19 protein-coding genes, 1 tRNA gene and 2 pseudogenes are annotated in these 16,397 nt (G+C 34.8%); 16 read left to right on the top strand and 6 right to left on the bottom strand.

Going from position 1 to position 16,397, the window contains the following annotated elements:
* Positions 1 to 3: 3 nt before the first annotated feature.
* A complete protein-coding gene (gene rimO / locus BQ5209_RS08420; protein WP_085248093.1) occupies positions 4 to 1,326 on the bottom strand; it encodes a 30S ribosomal protein S12 methylthiotransferase RimO in 1,323 nt (440 codons plus the stop codon).
* Between the two features lie 333 nt (positions 1,327 to 1,659).
* Positions 1,660 to 2,586, bottom strand: coding sequence for a siderophore ABC transporter substrate-binding protein (locus BQ5209_RS08415; protein WP_085248092.1), 927 nt, complete (start codon positions 2,584 to 2,586; stop codon positions 1,660 to 1,662).
* Between the two features lie 170 nt (positions 2,587 to 2,756).
* Between BQ5209_RS08415 and BQ5209_RS08410 the strand changes: the two genes are divergently transcribed.
* Together BQ5209_RS08410 and BQ5209_RS08405 are read left to right on the top strand one after the other, a co-directional pair.
* Positions 2,757 to 4,727, top strand: a complete 1,971-nt coding sequence (locus BQ5209_RS08410; RefSeq protein WP_085248091.1) for a TonB-dependent receptor domain-containing protein — start codon at positions 2,757 to 2,759, stop codon at positions 4,725 to 4,727.
* A gap of 731 nt (positions 4,728 to 5,458) precedes the next feature.
* Positions 5,459 to 5,532: transfer RNA gene (locus tag BQ5209_RS08405), tRNA-Cys, on the top strand.
* 47 nt (positions 5,533 to 5,579) lie between these two features.
* Here BQ5209_RS08405 and BQ5209_RS11050 read toward each other — a convergent pair.
* The 4 genes and pseudogenes from BQ5209_RS11050 to BQ5209_RS08385 form a co-directional block, all read right to left on the bottom strand.
* A pseudogene (locus BQ5209_RS11050) lies at positions 5,580 to 5,780 on the bottom strand (integrase); the annotation flags it as partial.
* A gap of 371 nt (positions 5,781 to 6,151) precedes the next feature.
* On the bottom strand, positions 6,152 to 6,451 hold the full coding sequence (locus tag BQ5209_RS08395) for a hypothetical protein (RefSeq protein ID WP_085248089.1): 300 nt from the start codon (positions 6,449 to 6,451) through the stop codon (positions 6,152 to 6,154).
* 449 nt (positions 6,452 to 6,900) lie between these two features.
* Positions 6,901 to 8,049, bottom strand: a complete 1,149-nt coding sequence (locus BQ5209_RS08390) for a type I restriction endonuclease (protein ID WP_085248088.1) — start codon at positions 8,047 to 8,049, stop codon at positions 6,901 to 6,903.
* A 91-nt stretch (positions 8,050 to 8,140) separates the two neighbouring features.
* Positions 8,141 to 8,785 carry a LexA family protein gene (locus tag BQ5209_RS08385; RefSeq protein ID WP_085248087.1) on the bottom strand — a complete coding sequence of 215 codons (645 nt, stop codon included), beginning with the start codon at positions 8,783 to 8,785 and terminating at the stop codon, positions 8,141 to 8,143.
* Between the two features lie 116 nt (positions 8,786 to 8,901).
* Between BQ5209_RS08385 and BQ5209_RS08380 the strand changes: the two genes are divergently transcribed.
* From BQ5209_RS08380 to BQ5209_RS08320, 14 genes and pseudogenes are all read left to right on the top strand, one after another.
* A complete protein-coding gene (locus BQ5209_RS08380) occupies positions 8,902 to 9,117 on the top strand; it encodes a helix-turn-helix domain-containing protein (protein WP_085248086.1) in 216 nt (71 codons plus the stop codon).
* Positions 9,114 to 9,392 carry a hypothetical protein gene (locus BQ5209_RS08375; RefSeq protein ID WP_085248085.1) on the top strand — a complete coding sequence of 93 codons (279 nt, stop codon included), beginning with the start codon at positions 9,114 to 9,116 and terminating at the stop codon, positions 9,390 to 9,392. The genes BQ5209_RS08380 and BQ5209_RS08375 overlap by 4 nt, the downstream gene beginning before the upstream one ends.
* Positions 9,389 to 10,024, top strand: a pseudogene (locus tag BQ5209_RS08370) (helix-turn-helix domain-containing protein); the annotation flags it as partial. The gene BQ5209_RS08375 and the pseudogene BQ5209_RS08370, both read left to right, overlap by 4 nt.
* 116 nt (positions 10,025 to 10,140) lie before the next feature.
* Positions 10,141 to 10,797: a hypothetical protein gene (locus BQ5209_RS08365; RefSeq protein ID WP_085248083.1), complete on the top strand. Its 657-nt coding sequence runs from the start codon at positions 10,141 to 10,143 to the stop codon at positions 10,795 to 10,797.
* A gap of 118 nt (positions 10,798 to 10,915) precedes the next feature.
* A complete protein-coding gene (locus BQ5209_RS08360; protein ID WP_085248082.1) occupies positions 10,916 to 11,137 on the top strand; it encodes a hypothetical protein in 222 nt (73 codons plus the stop codon).
* Positions 11,130 to 11,465, top strand: coding sequence for an antiterminator Q family protein (locus BQ5209_RS08355; RefSeq protein ID WP_085248081.1), 336 nt, complete (start codon positions 11,130 to 11,132; stop codon positions 11,463 to 11,465). The genes BQ5209_RS08360 and BQ5209_RS08355 overlap by 8 nt, the downstream gene beginning before the upstream one ends.
* Before the next feature lie 297 nt (positions 11,466 to 11,762).
* Positions 11,763 to 12,059, top strand: a complete 297-nt coding sequence (locus BQ5209_RS08350; protein ID WP_085248080.1) for a hypothetical protein — start codon at positions 11,763 to 11,765, stop codon at positions 12,057 to 12,059.
* On the top strand, positions 12,059 to 12,499 hold the full coding sequence (locus tag BQ5209_RS08345) for a D-Ala-D-Ala carboxypeptidase family metallohydrolase (protein WP_085248079.1): 441 nt from the start codon (positions 12,059 to 12,061) through the stop codon (positions 12,497 to 12,499). Before BQ5209_RS08350 ends, BQ5209_RS08345 begins: the two co-directional genes overlap by 1 nt.
* Positions 12,496 to 12,843, top strand: a complete 348-nt coding sequence (locus tag BQ5209_RS08340) for a DUF2570 family protein (protein ID WP_085248078.1) — start codon at positions 12,496 to 12,498, stop codon at positions 12,841 to 12,843. Before BQ5209_RS08345 ends, BQ5209_RS08340 begins: the two co-directional genes overlap by 4 nt.
* The gene (gene lysC / locus BQ5209_RS11100; RefSeq protein WP_442345852.1) at positions 12,752 to 12,970 is read left to right on the top strand and encodes an Rz1-like lysis system protein LysC; all 219 of its coding nucleotides are present in this window, start codon (positions 12,752 to 12,754) and stop codon (positions 12,968 to 12,970) included. The genes BQ5209_RS08340 and lysC overlap by 92 nt, the downstream gene beginning before the upstream one ends.
* A 487-nt stretch (positions 12,971 to 13,457) precedes the next feature.
* Complete coding sequence (locus BQ5209_RS08335) at positions 13,458 to 13,952, top strand: phage neck terminator protein (protein WP_085248077.1); 495 nt, start codon at positions 13,458 to 13,460, stop codon at positions 13,950 to 13,952.
* A 2-nt stretch (positions 13,953 to 13,954) separates the two neighbouring features.
* On the top strand, positions 13,955 to 15,466 hold the full coding sequence (locus BQ5209_RS08330) for a DUF3383 family protein (protein ID WP_085248076.1): 1,512 nt from the start codon (positions 13,955 to 13,957) through the stop codon (positions 15,464 to 15,466).
* An 8-nt stretch (positions 15,467 to 15,474) separates the two neighbouring features.
* Complete coding sequence (locus tag BQ5209_RS08325) at positions 15,475 to 15,906, top strand: tail tube family protein (protein ID WP_085248075.1); 432 nt, start codon at positions 15,475 to 15,477, stop codon at positions 15,904 to 15,906.
* Positions 15,906 to 16,322 (top strand): phage tail assembly chaperone, encoded by a 417-nt coding sequence (locus tag BQ5209_RS08320; protein WP_085248074.1) that lies wholly within the window; start codon positions 15,906 to 15,908, stop codon positions 16,320 to 16,322. The genes BQ5209_RS08325 and BQ5209_RS08320 overlap by 1 nt, the downstream gene beginning before the upstream one ends.
* Positions 16,323 to 16,397: the final 75 nt, after the last annotated feature.

Genomic DNA, 16,397 nt, shown 5'->3' with positions numbered 1-16,397 from the left:
TTATTAACGTTTAACCGTTCCCCATAAGTCGTATTCGTCAGAATGTTCAATGTTAACTTGAACAATATCACCAACATTAACTTGGTTTTCTTCGTTTAAATAAACAACGCCGTCGATTTCAGGGGCATCAGCCATGCTGCGACCTATTGCGCCTTGTTCATCAACTTCGTCAATAATAACAGCTAGTGTTTTGCCTATTTTGGTATGTAATTTTTTCGTTGATATTTTTTGCTGTAATTGCATAAAACGATCAAAACGTTCTTGTTTGATTGTTTCTGGAATTTGGTTTGCCAGTTCATTCGCAACAGCACCTTCTACTGGGCTGTATGGGAAACAGCCAACTCGATCTAATTGTGCTTGTGACAAAAAATCAAGTAGTAGTTCAAAATCCTGATCGGTTTCGCCTGGATATCCAACTATAAACGTTGAACGTAATGTAATATTTGGGCAGATTTCGCGCCACTTGTGAATACGTTCTAAGGTTCTTTCAATCGATCCGGGGCGTTTCATTGATTTTAAAATAGTTGGGCTTGCGTGTTGTAATGGCACATCTAAATAAGGCAAAATTTTACCATCCGCCATTAATGGAATTAGATTATCAACACTTGGGTAAGGATACATATAATGCAATCTGACCCAAATTCCTAAATTTGATAGTTGTTCACACAGGGTTTGAATATCAGTTTTTAATGGCATTCCATTCCAGAAATTGGTGCGATTTTTGATGTCGATACCGTAAGCTGAAGTATCTTGGGCAATGACCAATAACTCTTTAACGCCACTATCTGCTAAACGTTTTGCTTCATCCAAGACATTTCCAATTGGTCGGCTAACCATATCTCCACGCAAAGATGGAATAATACAGAATGTGCAGCGGTGATTGCAGCCTTCAGAAATTTTAAGATAAGCGTAATGTTTTGGCGTTAATTTAACGCCTTGACTCGGGATTAAACTGGTAAAAGGGTTGTACTCGGGTTTAGGGGCATATTTATTCACATGACTTAAAACCGCTTCATAGCTATGTGGGCCAGATATTTCAAGAACTTTTGGATGTACGGTTCGAATTTGATCTTCTTTGGCACCAAGGCATCCAGTTACAATGACTTTTCCATTTTCGTTTAGTGCTTCGCCGATTGCTTCAAGCGATTCTTGTACTGCACTGTCAATAAATCCACAAGTGTTAACAATGACCAGATCTGCATTGTCATAGCTAGGTACGACTTGATAACCTTGTGTACGTAGTTCGGTTAAAATTCGCTCAGAGTCAACTAAGTTTTTAGGACAGCCAAGGCTTACAAATCCAATGGTAGGGGGTGAGATATTCATAGTATTTATAATAGTGTTTTATATTTAAAGAGGTATTGTTTGAGAATTAATAAACTATATTTGTTAATTATCATTTGCAAATTAAAATGAGGTCGGCATTTTATCACATTTTATTATAGTTGATACACCGATTTTCAAATTTGAAATTTATATTAACAATGCTTTGGCTTATTTATTAGCTATGGCAATAGCGACGGAAAGTAGCCAGTTTACTTGGATAAAAAGGATTATTTGTTGGATATTATTTCACTATCTATCTAATAAAAAATAAAGCCTTTATTGCCAATAAAGGCTTTTAAAGAATAGGAAGTTAAACTTGCTAATTAAACACTATTATTTTAATGCATTAATGACTTCGTCAATTTGACGATTTATGCTTTCAGCACCTCCACCAGACAAATACCATAGATCTGGCGTTAAATAAACCACATGTGTTTTACTTTTGTTTAGTACTTGCTGAGAAAAATAGTGTTCAGCCATACCTTGTTTGCCGATTGCTTTACTACGATCAACCACAAAAACAATATCAGGTTTTACCGATTTAATATAATTATCATCAACAAAAGTTGGTTTTGGCTTGCCTATTGCGTTATTCGCAGGCATAACGGTGAGTGGTACCGCTCGTTTAACATTTAGTACGTCATGAATCAGTGCTGCACTTGAGCTTAAATTGATAAGAATCATTTTTCCATCATTATGAATAGCAACAATAGCCTTTTTAGCACTGGCTTGAGCTAAGGCTTGTGTGCTTTGAATTTTTTTATCTAATGATTGGATGATACTATCCGCTTTGCTTTCTGTTCCCGTAATTTTTGCTAGCACTTGGATATGATCTTTGGTTGATTCAACGTAATTTTTGGCATCAACACTTAAATTAATAACCGGGGCAATTTTAGATAAATCTTCGGCTTTACTTGCCTGACGTCCATCAATAACAATCAAATCTGGCTTAACCTGCTTGATAGTTTCAATATTGGGTTCTTTCATATTGCCTGTATCGGTAATCGAGGAGTTATTATATTGTTGCAAGTAAGATGGGATAACTGACCGTGGGGTGGCTGCAACTATTGAACCTTTACCTAACGCATCTAACGTATCTAATGCGCCATAGTTCATTACTACCACTTTTTTAGGTGCTTTAGGAACGACCACTGTTTGATTATCAGTAGTGACATTCATTGTTGTCGATGATTGGCAGCCGGTTAAACCTAACACTATCACAGCAATACTACTCAAAAGTAACTTTTTTTTCTTGTTCATATCAATTTTCTCTCATCATTGTAAATGATAATAATTATTATTTAATAAAAGTAAATTGTCTAGATCTAAATAATTTTTTATAAAGATATTGATAATCATTCTCATATGGTGTAGTGTGCCTAGGATGAATAAAACTGTAAATATCATTATAAATAATGGGATTATAATAAATGAACGCAAAAAAGAAGATTAAATTGGCAAAACATGTCATTAATACTAGTATTTTGTTGTCATTATCAAGTGCTGCTATGGCGGTTAGCAATTCAGATACTGACACCATGGTTGTTACTGCATCGGGGTTTTCTCAACAAGTAAAAGAAGCGCCAGCAACCATTTCGGTTATTACACCTAAAGAGATCGAAAATAAACCTTATCGCGATGTTACTGACGCGCTAAAAGATATCCCAGGTGTAAATATCACCGGTGGGGGGGATTCTACTGATATTAGTATTCGCGGGATGGATGCTAAATATACCTTAATATTAGTTGATGGTAAAAAAATTAGCACTCGTGAAACCAGACCGAACAGTGATAATTCAGGATTTGAGCAAGGTTGGTTACCGCCATTAACAGCAATTGAACGTATTGAGGTTGTACGTGGTCCTATGTCGTCATTGTATGGTTCTGATGCAATGGGAGGTGTTATTAATATTATTACTAAAAAAGTATCAAATAAATGGCAAAGTGGTTTGCGTCTAGAGTCGGTTATTCCTTATCGTTCAAAAGAAAAAGATACCTACACTGGTAGCTTTTCAACGATAGGACCGATTATTGATGATATTTTAGGTATTCAACTGTACGGACAGTATTCAAAGCGTCACGAAGATGAATTTCTTAGTGGTCATGCTGGGCAAAAATTACGTAGTTTAAATGGTAAATTATCTTTAAATGCTACTGAAACACAAACATTTGATTTGGATTTTGGACGATCTTTACAAAATAGTAACGCAACGGCAGGTAAAACAAGAGATAAATCTAGAAGTGATTTTAATAGAGATAATAGACGAAATACATTTGCACTAACACATAATGGTTTGTTTGGTGATGTATCTACCACTTCATTTGTCGCTTATGAAGGTAATAATAACCCTAAAAGACAGATGAAAATTCGAAATACAGATGTAGATACACGTGTTACTATTCCTTTTAGTATTAATATGCTGACTTTAGGCGGAAAATATAATTATCAAGAGCTACATGACAAAGGCAATCAGTTAAAAACAACATTGTCAAAAATAGATCGTTGGAATTATGCGCTATTTGGTGAAGATGAACTACGAATTTTAGAAAATTGGAGTTTAACGTTAGGATTGCGTTATAACAAAGACGAAAATTATGGTAGCAATTGGAATCCTAGGGTTTACAGTGTTTGGAATATTGATGATAACTTTACCTTAAAAGGTGGTTATTCAACAGGTTATGCTACACCACAATTGCGTTACGTTGTAACTGATTGGGGGCAAGTAACTGGGGGTGGATATTCAGATGGTGTAATCATTGGAAATCCAAATTTAAAACCAGAAAAATCAAATAATTTTGAAATTGGTATAGGCTATACCAATGATTATGGTATCGATGCTTCGGCGACCGCATTTTACACAAAATATAAAGATAAAATTCAATCCTATTATATTTGTGATCGTAAAAGTGGTAGCAAATGTTTATTGAACGGTTATAGTAGAAAATTTGATTTTATACAAGGTCGAGAAAATGTGGGTAAAGCTGATCTTAAAGGTCTTGAGTTTTCATTTAAAACGCCTTTATTTTCTGATTTTTTATTAAGCTCTAATTATGCTTGGACAAAAACAGAACAAAAAAGTGGTCAATATAAAGGACGATCTTTAAATCGTACACCGAAACAAAAATTCAATACTCAACTAGATTGGTATGCCACACAGCAATGGGATTTGTGGGCTAAAATAGCCTATTATGGTGTGGAGTCATCAAACAACCGTAATGGCACAAAAGTTGAATATCCTGGCTATACTTTCTGGGACATCGGTGCATCTTACCAATTACATAAACAAGCTAAAGTTTATGTCGGTGTTTATAACTTATTTGATAAAGATGTTAGTAACGAAGATTTTGGTAAAACCTTAGAAGGTAGACGCTATTTTGTCGGTACTGAAATTAATTTTTAGGTTTTATTGATTATTATAAGGCAGCTTTAATATAGCTGCCTTTTTTGTGATTAAGTAAGTTTTTAATTGTTCCAAGCAGCTTAGTGTGCATCTAAACGTTTTTATCGGTAATAATGCGCAAGCCTTACTAACTGGAAAATTGAGTAAATGTCTTTTTATATAAGTGTATTTTATAGGTTTGGATTGTTGATAAACAATACATGCGTTTTATCCATCGGTCTAATGTTGATTTGCTTATACCTTAATGATTAGCTAATTTGCTAATAGCATGAATGAAAAATGTAGTTATATATTAATTGTGGATTGTAAATTTTACCACTACTAAATTATGATCTGAGTATGTGGAACTTCATATCATTCTAGCTTGTTGATTAATTTATTGTTGTTCAAATAGGTGAGCATATCGTGTAGAGATTTTATGAAAAGTTGGGCGAAACTCAATAGGTCAATGTGTATTAGCGCAAATTTAATCTAACAGATCTGACGTGGTGCTAAAGGATATGAGACAAATTGAAAATAATCACTAAAACTAGTTACATAATTTTCTACGTTAGTTTTGTACTAACAATGGTTAATTTGCATACTTTTTACTTATGTGTATTAAATATCTAAAAAATTGATTTTCAATATTTAAATAAAAATGAAGTAATTGCTGTAATTATAATCTATTTGATCTTGACGGCTAATCAAGCCAATGCTAATATTCACAACCTATTCAGATAGACCACCAAGGCGCGTTGGCAGAGTGGCCATGCTGCGGATTGCAAATCCGTCTACCTCGGTTCGACTCCGGGACGCGCCTCCATTTATCATCAATAAGATAAAACCTTGTCATTTTAAAATCATCAATACTTAGAATATACAGTTAGAATAAATCTTCTTTTTGGGTGGGTTTAACGTCGGTGTAACTTTGACTTTTCGGTCGTATGTATTAACTTTAGCCTCGGTCTTATGACCACTAAATAACTGTTTATCTTTAGTTGCTCCGTCGTAGTCCGAAATAGCTTTAGCTTTGATATCGTGAAATGTGCAATTGATTTTTCTACCTAGTTTTTTCGTCTTTTTGTTTTGCATCTAACTAATATGAGTTAAATATTTTTTGGATTAGTTTGTCTTTAGATGTGTTGTGTAGCGCAAGAGAATTGGCAGGGGCGGGCGGAAATTGGTTTTTGGCTAAATTAATAGTATCGGATAATCTTTTTGTCCACTGCTTTATTTGTGTTTTTTCTGTTTTATATATAGACTTTCTTTAAAAATTTAATTGTGTTTTAGATTAAATATAAATCATTCCAATAAATGCCTCTGTCCTCAAAATAGGACTCGATCTGGTTCCACAAAAATAGTTTTTTTTGCAACATTAAATCTGGTACAAATGATGTAGGTTGTCATTTAATTACTTTTCCGAGCTATCAGAATTCGTTAGATTAATAAAATGATCGTTTATTTTTTTCGTTAAAACGATACTCTGCTTCTACATAACATATAGCCATTAAGGCGGCTTGAACTGAATCAGGATTAATGTCGTTCCAGCCAAATGCTATTCTTATTTTGTCCTCGATTTCTAGATAATCATCATCGCTGAGCTGGTCATATAGCTCTTCAGAAAGTATTTTTATGCTTGTTTCTCTTGCATCTTGATAATCTAATTTACTTAAATGGCAGTTTAACATTGCATCATTTTTGCGTTCAGCAATTGAATTCACATCAGCATTAATTAAATTCATAATTATTTCCATTCTACTTATATTTCAAACTCAAGCGTACTTTATAAATATGCTTTGATTTGAACTTAAATAGCCCTCTCTTTACTAAAAAACTTGATTGCTAGTTGATCTCTCTCAAGGCTAGGAGTGATTAAGTCGCACTCCCGATGCCGTATTACTGTAATTGCTATCAAAACCGCTGTACTTTCATATGCTTCCGATAGCTACCTGAATTTCGCTTAACTAATTAAGTAACTCGTGGTATTGCTTGATTGTTTTTTTAAGTTGATTTATTTTGGATTGATAATAATACAGTTAAAAATGTTAAAAATAAACAGTTTTAACTGTATTGTTAACTGTAATCGAACTGATTGACTATTTTTTATCAATAAAAGTGGGTTTAAAGTATAGAGGTAGAGGTGTAAAAAAGCCCGATAGAAAGGGCTTTAAAAAATAATATAAACAAATAGTTATTTTCTTTTGAAATTTTCATCATTTTTTGTGTATTCATATGCGTCCAGAATTATTCCGGATATTCTTAATACATTTTCTGGTTTATCAATAATAATTTGATCTCCTGCTCCAATTTCTAATCCAGCCCTTTTAACTTCATCTTTGATCTTATCGCTTAGTTCGATTGGCAATTGAATTGATGGGCGTTGTCTATTATCGTAATATCGTACTATCCATCTATTAGATTTGTTTTGATAAAGCACATTAAAATATGATTCAGTATCTTTATAGGTTAATTCATCATCATTTGTTATTGAATGTATATGATCAAACAAAACTCTTTCAGAATAGGTAGTAATAATTTTATTATTTTCAGGGTCTATAATATCGGCTTTTTCGTCATTTATTGTAATTTCTTCTTTGTTGCCATTTGATAAATCATCTGATACTTCTTTTTTTCCTGTTAAACCAAGTACGACCATATTACTTACAGCTCTTTCAATAGCATTTTTTACAATGGGAGTAATGCTATCAAGGAATTTTTGGTTTAATTGTCTTGATATATTTGACTTATTTGCTACATATTTAACGAAGTCAACGGGAGACTCCCGTAAAGTGGAAGTTATTGTTTTAGTAAATAATGAAAAATAAATACTTTCTTCTGCTAATGTTCTCAAAGCTTCTGGTTTGAATTGATCGTATCTAAATTGATAAAGTTGTTCATAATCATTATCTTGTAATTCTTCAATCTTAATTTTTAAAAAAGGGCTTGAGTCCATAATGTTTTTTTGCTCTAAATCAGTAAAAAATCTCCATTCTCTCCCGTTGGTTATTGCTGCAACAGCTACTTCTGGTGTTGCATTAAAATATCTAGAAAGTTGAGGGCAGTGATTTGTTAATTCTTCATTCCATGATTTTGCTTCTATAAACATTACAGGTACATCCTGGCAGAAAAGAGCGTAATCAACACGTTCATTAGCTTTTTCTCCCGGAAAATCTGCTTTAAATTCTGCTTTTACTTTAGTTGGATCGTAAGGTGTAAAACCTAATATATCAAGTAGTGGTAATATTAACGCTTGTTTGGTTGTTTCTTCTGTAGCGCAGTGACTCCCAACCTTTTTTACATGCTCCGAGTGATTATCTAGCTTGTTTTTAAAATTATTCATCTTTATTACCTTATATTATTTAAATTATCTTTCTTATATTAATAAAAACGCTAAAATACTTGACTGCTCTTATAACCCTAATGATTTATTATTATCTTTTCCTCCTAAATATTCTATGTTCAACCATTGTGCCAACTATTCTTATTTGCTGGGTTAATGTGCTCATTGTTGTATAGTCAGGATTTAACGGAATAAGCTCAAATTGCATTCTTTCATGTTCATCATATCCTAACTCACGATATTTCTTGAAAGTTGCTTCTGATTCGCCATTCATCGCAACAACAAATTCCCCCGGTATTGGTTTAATCTCAGGATCAATAATAACAACATCTCCCTCTTTAAACTCAGGCTCCATGGAGTCGCCTTTTATTTTTAGTGCAAACGCTTTATCTGATAATTCCAATGATGTCATAATGTATTCAAATCCTGTTGAATCTCTTAATTCGCATGATTCTGTCCATACTCCTGCTTGAACAAAACTAATTAACGGAACTTGGCAAGCCTTTAGATTTACGGGTTCTATATTTTTTACTTCTTTCTCTTTTCCGCTTAAGAGCCATGCCATATCGCATTTAAGAGCAATAGATATTTCATATAAATAGCGAGGTTTCTTTACTTCTCCACTTTCAATTGCTTGATAAGATTGTTGCTTGATCCCAACTTGTGACGCTACTTGTTCCTGCGTTAAATTTAATTCTTCTCGTCTTGCTCTGATTCGTTGACCAAGATTGCTCATGTTTAAAAGTCTCCCTTATATGTTAGACGAAATAATACAGATAAATCTGTAATTGACAAACAGTACAAACTGTTATTTAATACAGTTATAACTGTTAAGATTTATTAAGGTTAAATATGACAATTGGAGAACGAGTTAAACAAAAAAGAATTGAGCAAAATATAAGTCAATCTTTTTTAGCTAATTTAGTCGGTATGAAACAACAATCAATTAGCGATTTAGAATCTGGGAATATAGAAAAACCAAGGAGTATCGTAGAGATAGCTAAAGCTTTGAACTGTTCTGTTGAATGGCTGTATTACGGAAATAAAGCTACTTCGAGGCACGCATGAGTAAATTAAACAATGAAAATCTATCAATGCCAAAATCGCAACAAGAGCGCGTTATCGCGGTTTGTAGTGACGGTAAATACCGAACACTAGACGATATTCAACGCGAGATTAAAAAACGTTTTAACCAGTTTGATACTACACCAGCGATTAGTGCAAGATTGAGAGAAAACAGTAAGCTGTCTAAATATGGCTATATGAAAGATAAGTATCATAAAATCAATGAGAAGACTAAAAAAATTTGTTATTACTATACGCTGAAAAGGGTTGCACAATGAGCATGTTATTAATGGTTGAAGCCATGAAAATGAAAGTTGGCAATCCACTTAGAAAACTGGTTTTAATTAAGTTGGCTGATAACGCTAACGACAAAGGTGAATGTTTTCCATCAATTGCTTATATCGCTGAACAGTGCGAAATTTCTGAGCGCTCCGTGCAAAATCACATTTCATGGTTAGCCTCTAATGGATATTTAAAAATTGAAAGCAGAAAATCCGAAAACGGACTCAATAAATCTAATATTTATTACTTAAATTTTAGCGGTGCAAATGCTGCACTCTATGGTGCAAATAATTCCATTAGTGGTGCAAATGCTACACCTAGTGGTGAATCTCCTGCACCAATTGAGGGTGCAAATGCTGCACCCATAACCAGTCAGATTATTGAACCAGTCAAAGAACCAGTCAAAGAACCAGTCAATAACCTAGTTATTAACGGATTCGATTTTTCTGGGCTTGATGACGTGTTAGAAAAAAATCTTATTGACGATTTTATTAAATTTAGAAAATCGATAAAGAAACCTGTAATGCAGGGTGCTATTAATTATCTAATTCGTGAATTAAACAAAGCTATACAAGATGGGTATAACGCTAACGAGCTTATTGAAATGACTTTAAGCCGAGGTTGGCAAACATTTGAGTATAGATATTTGAACAATCAGCAACAAGCATCTAATGGCATACCATCTAAAGTCATGACCCTTGCTGAACGGAATAGGGCAGTTTTAGAGAGTATGAGGAGCTAGCAGTGGCAAAGATTACAGATGAATTTTTAGCGGTTATTGGTGGGTTGCTTGAAGTTTACGGACAACAAGCAAGCACTGTCAAGGTCAATATTTACTGGTCAACAATTGGGCAATATCCGATTCAATCATTAAAGGCTGCCGCTAATGCTTGGGTGCGTAAAAGCCAGTTTATGCCGAAACCTGCGGATTTAATCAAGCTAATGGGCGGTTCAAGTAATCATTTATCACCAGATGAAGCATGGTCGATTGCAATACTTGCTAGCGATGAAACCAATACGGTTGTTTGGACTAATGAAATAGCAAAAGCATGGTCACAAGCTGAGATTGTCTACCGAAATGGCGACAAAATTGGAGCAAGACGAACGTTTATTGATGCATATGAGCGAATGGTTGATGAATCGATGATGTACGGGCGTACCGTTGAAGTGTTCGTTTCGCTAGGTAGCGATAAAGAAAAACGTACTGACGCTATAAACCATGCTGTTTTTACAGGACTATTAACGCAAGAGCGAGCTAATCATTATCTACCAAAACCAGAGAATACATTTGCAATGCTGGAATGTAAAACCGAGCAGGGAGCATCAAGTAAAAGCATGATGCATATAGCTAGCATTAAGCAGATGTTAAAAACGGGTAGGGCATGTGTTACAACGAGTTAACCACTGCTTGAACAGTTGTTATCAAATGCTCGATAAAAAGGTTGGCAGGCTTCTACACTTCTAAAATTTTTAAGAGTTAGGTGTTCAACTTGTAAAATTTTGTAGTAAAGGGTACAGGATGAAAAAAATTGATTGGTTTATCGTGATCAGCGATTTACAACGAAATAAAATATCGATGTCACGACTAGCAACAGATCTTAAGGTTAGCGAAAGAACGATTGCTAATTGGAAAAGTGTAAATGAACCGAAATATTCAGCGGGGATTAAAATAATTGAATTGTGGAGAAAAACAATGAACCGAACAGAGATACCATGTATAAAAGAGGGAAGATATGATTGAAACAAAAGTTTTATTAAAAATGTGGTCAAACTCGATTATCGCTAGTGGTCTGCCGAATGCAAGCCGCCCGACTATATATAACGCACCGATCGCTAATCGACAATATTTGCTGGATGAAGAAGTTGAGAGAATAGAAAGGGCGATGACCGATTTGTTTAACGATAGTCCGGAAAGACATAGTTTAGTTAAATCAGCATATATACATAAAAAATCTTGTTCTAGCATAGCTAAGATAGTAAATTGTAGGACAGATAAGATTACATTGATGCTATCCGAGGCAGAATTTTTCATCCGCGGAAGGGTTATAGACTACTTTAAGAATAGATAATATGAAAAAAATTGCGGATTTTAAGTAGGTTAGTTAAAAAATCTTGATTTATACGGATATCCGTATAACAATATATGCAAATAGTGCGGTAGCGCGCATTCATAAAGCCTCAATTAAGAGGCTTTTTATTTTCCCTGTAAAAATCTAAACACTTTTAAGCCGACAAAAGTCGGTTTTTTTATGTCAAAATTTTTGATTAATTCATTCAACATCAAATCGACAGCAATGCTAGACACACACATAACTACATAATAGCTAGTACGCTGTCACATCATTAACTAATCAGAAGATTTAATTATGCCGCTCAGAGATCCTAACAATTATGATTGGCTATACCAACTGATGGCTGCTGCGGTCGGCTCTATTGCAAAAATCGCCTTTGATATTTTAAGTGGCAAATCATTTACCTTGCGGGTAATTATTTGTCAAGTAATAGTCGCTCTGTATGCAGGACAGCTGATGGCTTGGATAGCTACAAGTAAACAGTGGATAGATGAGGAAAAATATTGTGCAATAAGCATCGCTAGTTGGTTGGGCGCAGAAATGATAAAAAATATTGCTGATAGATTTAAAGATAAAACGGGAAGATTTTAATGAAATTAACTGAACATTTTACATTAGAAGAGTTTACACGCTCAACGACAGCTAATAGATTAAAAATCGATAACTCTGTGCCTGCTGATTTAATGCCCAATGTGCAATTGACAGCTATCAAGTTGGAGTTTGTTAGAAAAACTTTAGGTAAGCAAATAATTATCACATCTGGATACCGTTGTCCTGCATTGAATTCAAAAGTAGGTGGCGTATCTACCAGTGCGCACACAAAAGGCTTAGCGGTAGACTTTAAGTCATCATTTGGAACGCCTAAAGAGATTTGCCAACGATTAATCGATACAGGTGTACAGTTCGATAAACTCATTCAAGAGCATAATCAATGGGTGCATATTGGGTTTAGTCCAACGCATAACCGTCAAATAGTATTAACAGCAATTAAGCAGGGTGGTAAGACTGTTTACTTAAGTGGACTAAAATGAATAAATTATATACCACAATAGCGATTGTTTTTGCGTTTATGATTTATGTTAATGTTGAGTTGTATCGAGATAAAATGGCAATTGAAAAAACAAATGATGAACTATTAGGAAAAATCGAACGGTTGAATCAGGATTTTGCTAAAAACAATCAAATCATAGCAGATAATGAGCAAAGCAAGCGTGAACTAGAAAACGAATCTATTAAACGTCAGGAGCGAATCAATGAGCAACTCAAGAATAATTATTGTGCTAATGAGCGTGTTCCTGCTTATATTGCTGACAGCCTGTACAACAGAGCGAAAAGTTTACGTCAATCGACCGATACCAGCCAACTTATTAAGTGATTGTCTGCCGAATTTACCACCTAAATCAATGACATTTGGCGATAGTCTAAGGTATAACGAGCATTTGCTAAATGTTATAGAAAAGTGTAATTCGGATAAGAAGTCAATGAGAGATATTAATAGATAAATATTAATAGAAAAATTTAGTGTAGTCTAAATCGAAGAGTGTAATAATTTTTATACATAATTTGGCTTTATAACTATAAAAAACAAGTAGATAGATACAGAAGTAAAAAAAAGTGAAAGGGAAGCCCGAGTAGACGAGGACTTCCAGGACACTGCGAAAGTAACAACCCGAGTCGATATTTTTATTGCTGTATTACTCTAACTTAACTCGCTAAAGCGTTTTTTTTCTGCCTAAAATATTTGAAACACCACAAACCCAATTCAATTTTCAATCAATCATAATGCCAATAAAATTAAATTGGCAAGATTGGATAATATGACATGCATCATCTAATTTTTCAGCAATGACGATTTGAAAGTTTAGCTAGAAGGTAACAGGTTTAATCCAACCTTCAGGGTGTTTTCTAGGGCTAAATTAACCAACAGCATGATTTTTCACCATCACAATATGCAATTCCCCATTATCTCAGATTCAATATGGAGTAATTATGGCTATTAAGACTGTCTCGCGACTAGATATGACGGATATTAGGCGCATGATAGCGGATATCTTGACGTTACCTGAATCGTTAGTACTAGATGCTAACGATATTCAGGACATTTCAGAGCAAGATACATTTATCACGGTGCTAAATGCGTATCAGACAGATATCGGTACCGAGGTGAAATTCAACGGTACTGATGAAGAAGAGATTATATCAACATTGTGCGAGGTCACTATCTCTGTCAATGCGTACGGTAAAAATGCTTACGATATGCTGTGTAAGCTCACAGAATCAATGCGATTAACTGTCATTTGGCAAAGATTAAAACATCTAGGTATGGGCTATCTCAAATGCTCACAGATTCAAAGTGTGCCGACAACTATCCCCAATGGGACAAAACAGCATGCGCAGGTCGATCTTACGTTTTCAATTAATCCTATCGTCAAGGTTCAAGTGAACCGAGGCAACACAGTAAAATTCAACATACAAAGAGGGTAATAATGAGTTTACCAATCAGTCAAGTTGTAGATGTTACGCTACAACAATCACCAAGAGGTGTGCAAAAACGCGATTTAAGCGTGGTTGCTATTTTCACTAATGAAATGTGCGACGAGTTCACAAATCCAGATACGCGTTATGTCGTTGTATCTGATGTTGACAGCGTGGCATCATTATTCGGAACCAATTCGGATGCTTATCGTGCGGCATCTGCGTTATTTTCAGCACGACCAAAACCGAAAACAGCTATTATTGCTAAATATATGCAAAACAAATACATGGCACCAGCGATTAAATCAAAAATCAATGGTTCAGCTGTATCTGTTAGTTATATTCAATTTAAAAATATCAAAGACGGTTATTTTTCTTACTATTTTGGCAAAAATAAGGTTGATATTAAAAATCTGGATTTTTCTAGTGTTTCGAGCATGAGTAGTGTTGCAAATACTATAAATAATAAACTCAAAGAGTTAGGTGTGAGCTTTATTTATGATGAGGTTGGAAGTCGATTTATTTTAACATCAAATAAAGAAGGTAAAGGAGATAATTTCAGCTACGTGTTTGATGATAATTCGGATGGATCGTATATAGGTCAAATGCTCAACTTAGTGGATGGAAAAGGCGTTCTAATCAATGGTGAAGCCGCTATAAATTACACCAAAGAAACACCAGCAGAAGCACTTAACAAGTTACAAAATCAATACCAAAACTGGTACGGCGTTTATTTTGCTAATACGATCACCGACGCCGAATTAGTTGAGGCTCACGATTGGGTGGTGGCTCAAGGTGTGGAAAATGCAAAAGTCATGGCGTACACAGAAATCCGACCAGCTAACATTGAATATGTTGATACTAACGTACTCAAAACGCTAGCAAAACGTAATAGTGGTCGTTTAATGGTGCAATACAACAACAAAGGCAATATGCATGCTGCAGCCGAATTGATGGGTATTGCATTAACAACAGTTTGGACTGGTATTAATACGGCTAAAACAGTTAAGTTTAAGCAAGAAGTCAGCGTCACATCGGACGATAAAATTACTGTTAACGAGGCGACAAAATGCCGTCGGTTAGGTATTAATTTTTATACTGATTATGCAGGTGTAAACATGCTAGCCGAGGGAGTTATGCTTGGTGGTACGTTTATTGATGAAACGACAGGCTTAGATGCGTTCATTAACGCAGTGCAGGTTCAGGCTTTCAATACTTTACAAGGTCAATCAACCAAAATTCCACAAACCGACCGAGGTCAGCAAATTTTAATCAGCTCAATTAAAGTGATTGGCGAACAGTTTATTAATAATGGCTTCTTAGGGCTTGGAAAATGGACTTTGGGCGACTTTGGTGAGCTATCATATGGTGACCAAATCAATGGCTATTATTTCTATTCTGACTCGTTTGATATGCAAGATACAGCAGATAGAGAAGCTCGCAAGATGATGCCAATTAATTGCGCTCTAAAACTCGCTGGCGCAGGTCATAGCGTCGATATTATTGTTCAATTCAATCGATAGAGGTTTACATGTCTAAATCATTTTCTTTAGAAGATGCCGTTTTAACAATTGACGGTATTGAAATTACAGGTTATGAGAATGCACAGGATTCAATCAGTATAGCGCCTATCGGCGATGACGGTGATATTACATACGGGATCAACGGTAAAGGCGTATTTGTTCATTCGTGTAATCGTGGTGCAACAGTAACGATTAAAACATTACAGCACACTGAAACGAACGAAAAACTCAATAAGTTGCGTAGCTCTCAAATTAACAATCCGACGGCAGCAACAGGAAAATTAATCACATATAAAGATTTGCGTAATGGTGATGAATTTTTGTTAACTGGTTGTTGGTTTACAACGCCACCTACGCATGCGCGTGGAACAGCACATAACGGCGTAACATGGACATTTAAAGCGACTAAGGCAGAATTTAATATTAAAGGTGGTTTATAATGCAAAACACAGATTTTATTATTGATGATGTAACGTACACATTCAAACAGGCTGATTTTTTCAAAGCTAATAAATACCTCAAAAAATTAACAGCTCTTTTAAAGGGCTGTTTTTCGTTGGATGGCAACAAATCAGGCTTTGATATTGGTCAATTAGCATCAAATATTGGTTCTGAACAATTTGCCGAAATTGAAAAATTCATTCTTGATTATGTCACAGCAGTAGATGAAAACGGTAAAAAAGTACTGTTTCAAAAACCACAAGAATCAGGTGAGTTTTTTAATAATCATAGAAGCCATTACTATCAAGTAATTATCGAAGGATTAAAATTCCATTTTTTGGCTTTTTTACCAAGTGGCATTGCATCCAAGCTAAGTACAGCCAACTTGGAGACGGTGGCGGAGACAGTGATATAGACTGGTTTGTTTGGGGCGTTGTTGTAAATAAATATGCGACGCTTCACGATCTCAGAACAGTATATTCTCTGGATG

The organism is Gilliamella mensalis (assembly GCF_900103085.1).
GTDB lineage: Bacteria > Pseudomonadota > Gammaproteobacteria > Enterobacterales > Orbaceae > Gilliamella > Gilliamella mensalis.
The sequence above is the reverse complement of the archived record's forward strand: the minus strand, read 5'-3'. Positions and strand labels throughout refer to the sequence as shown.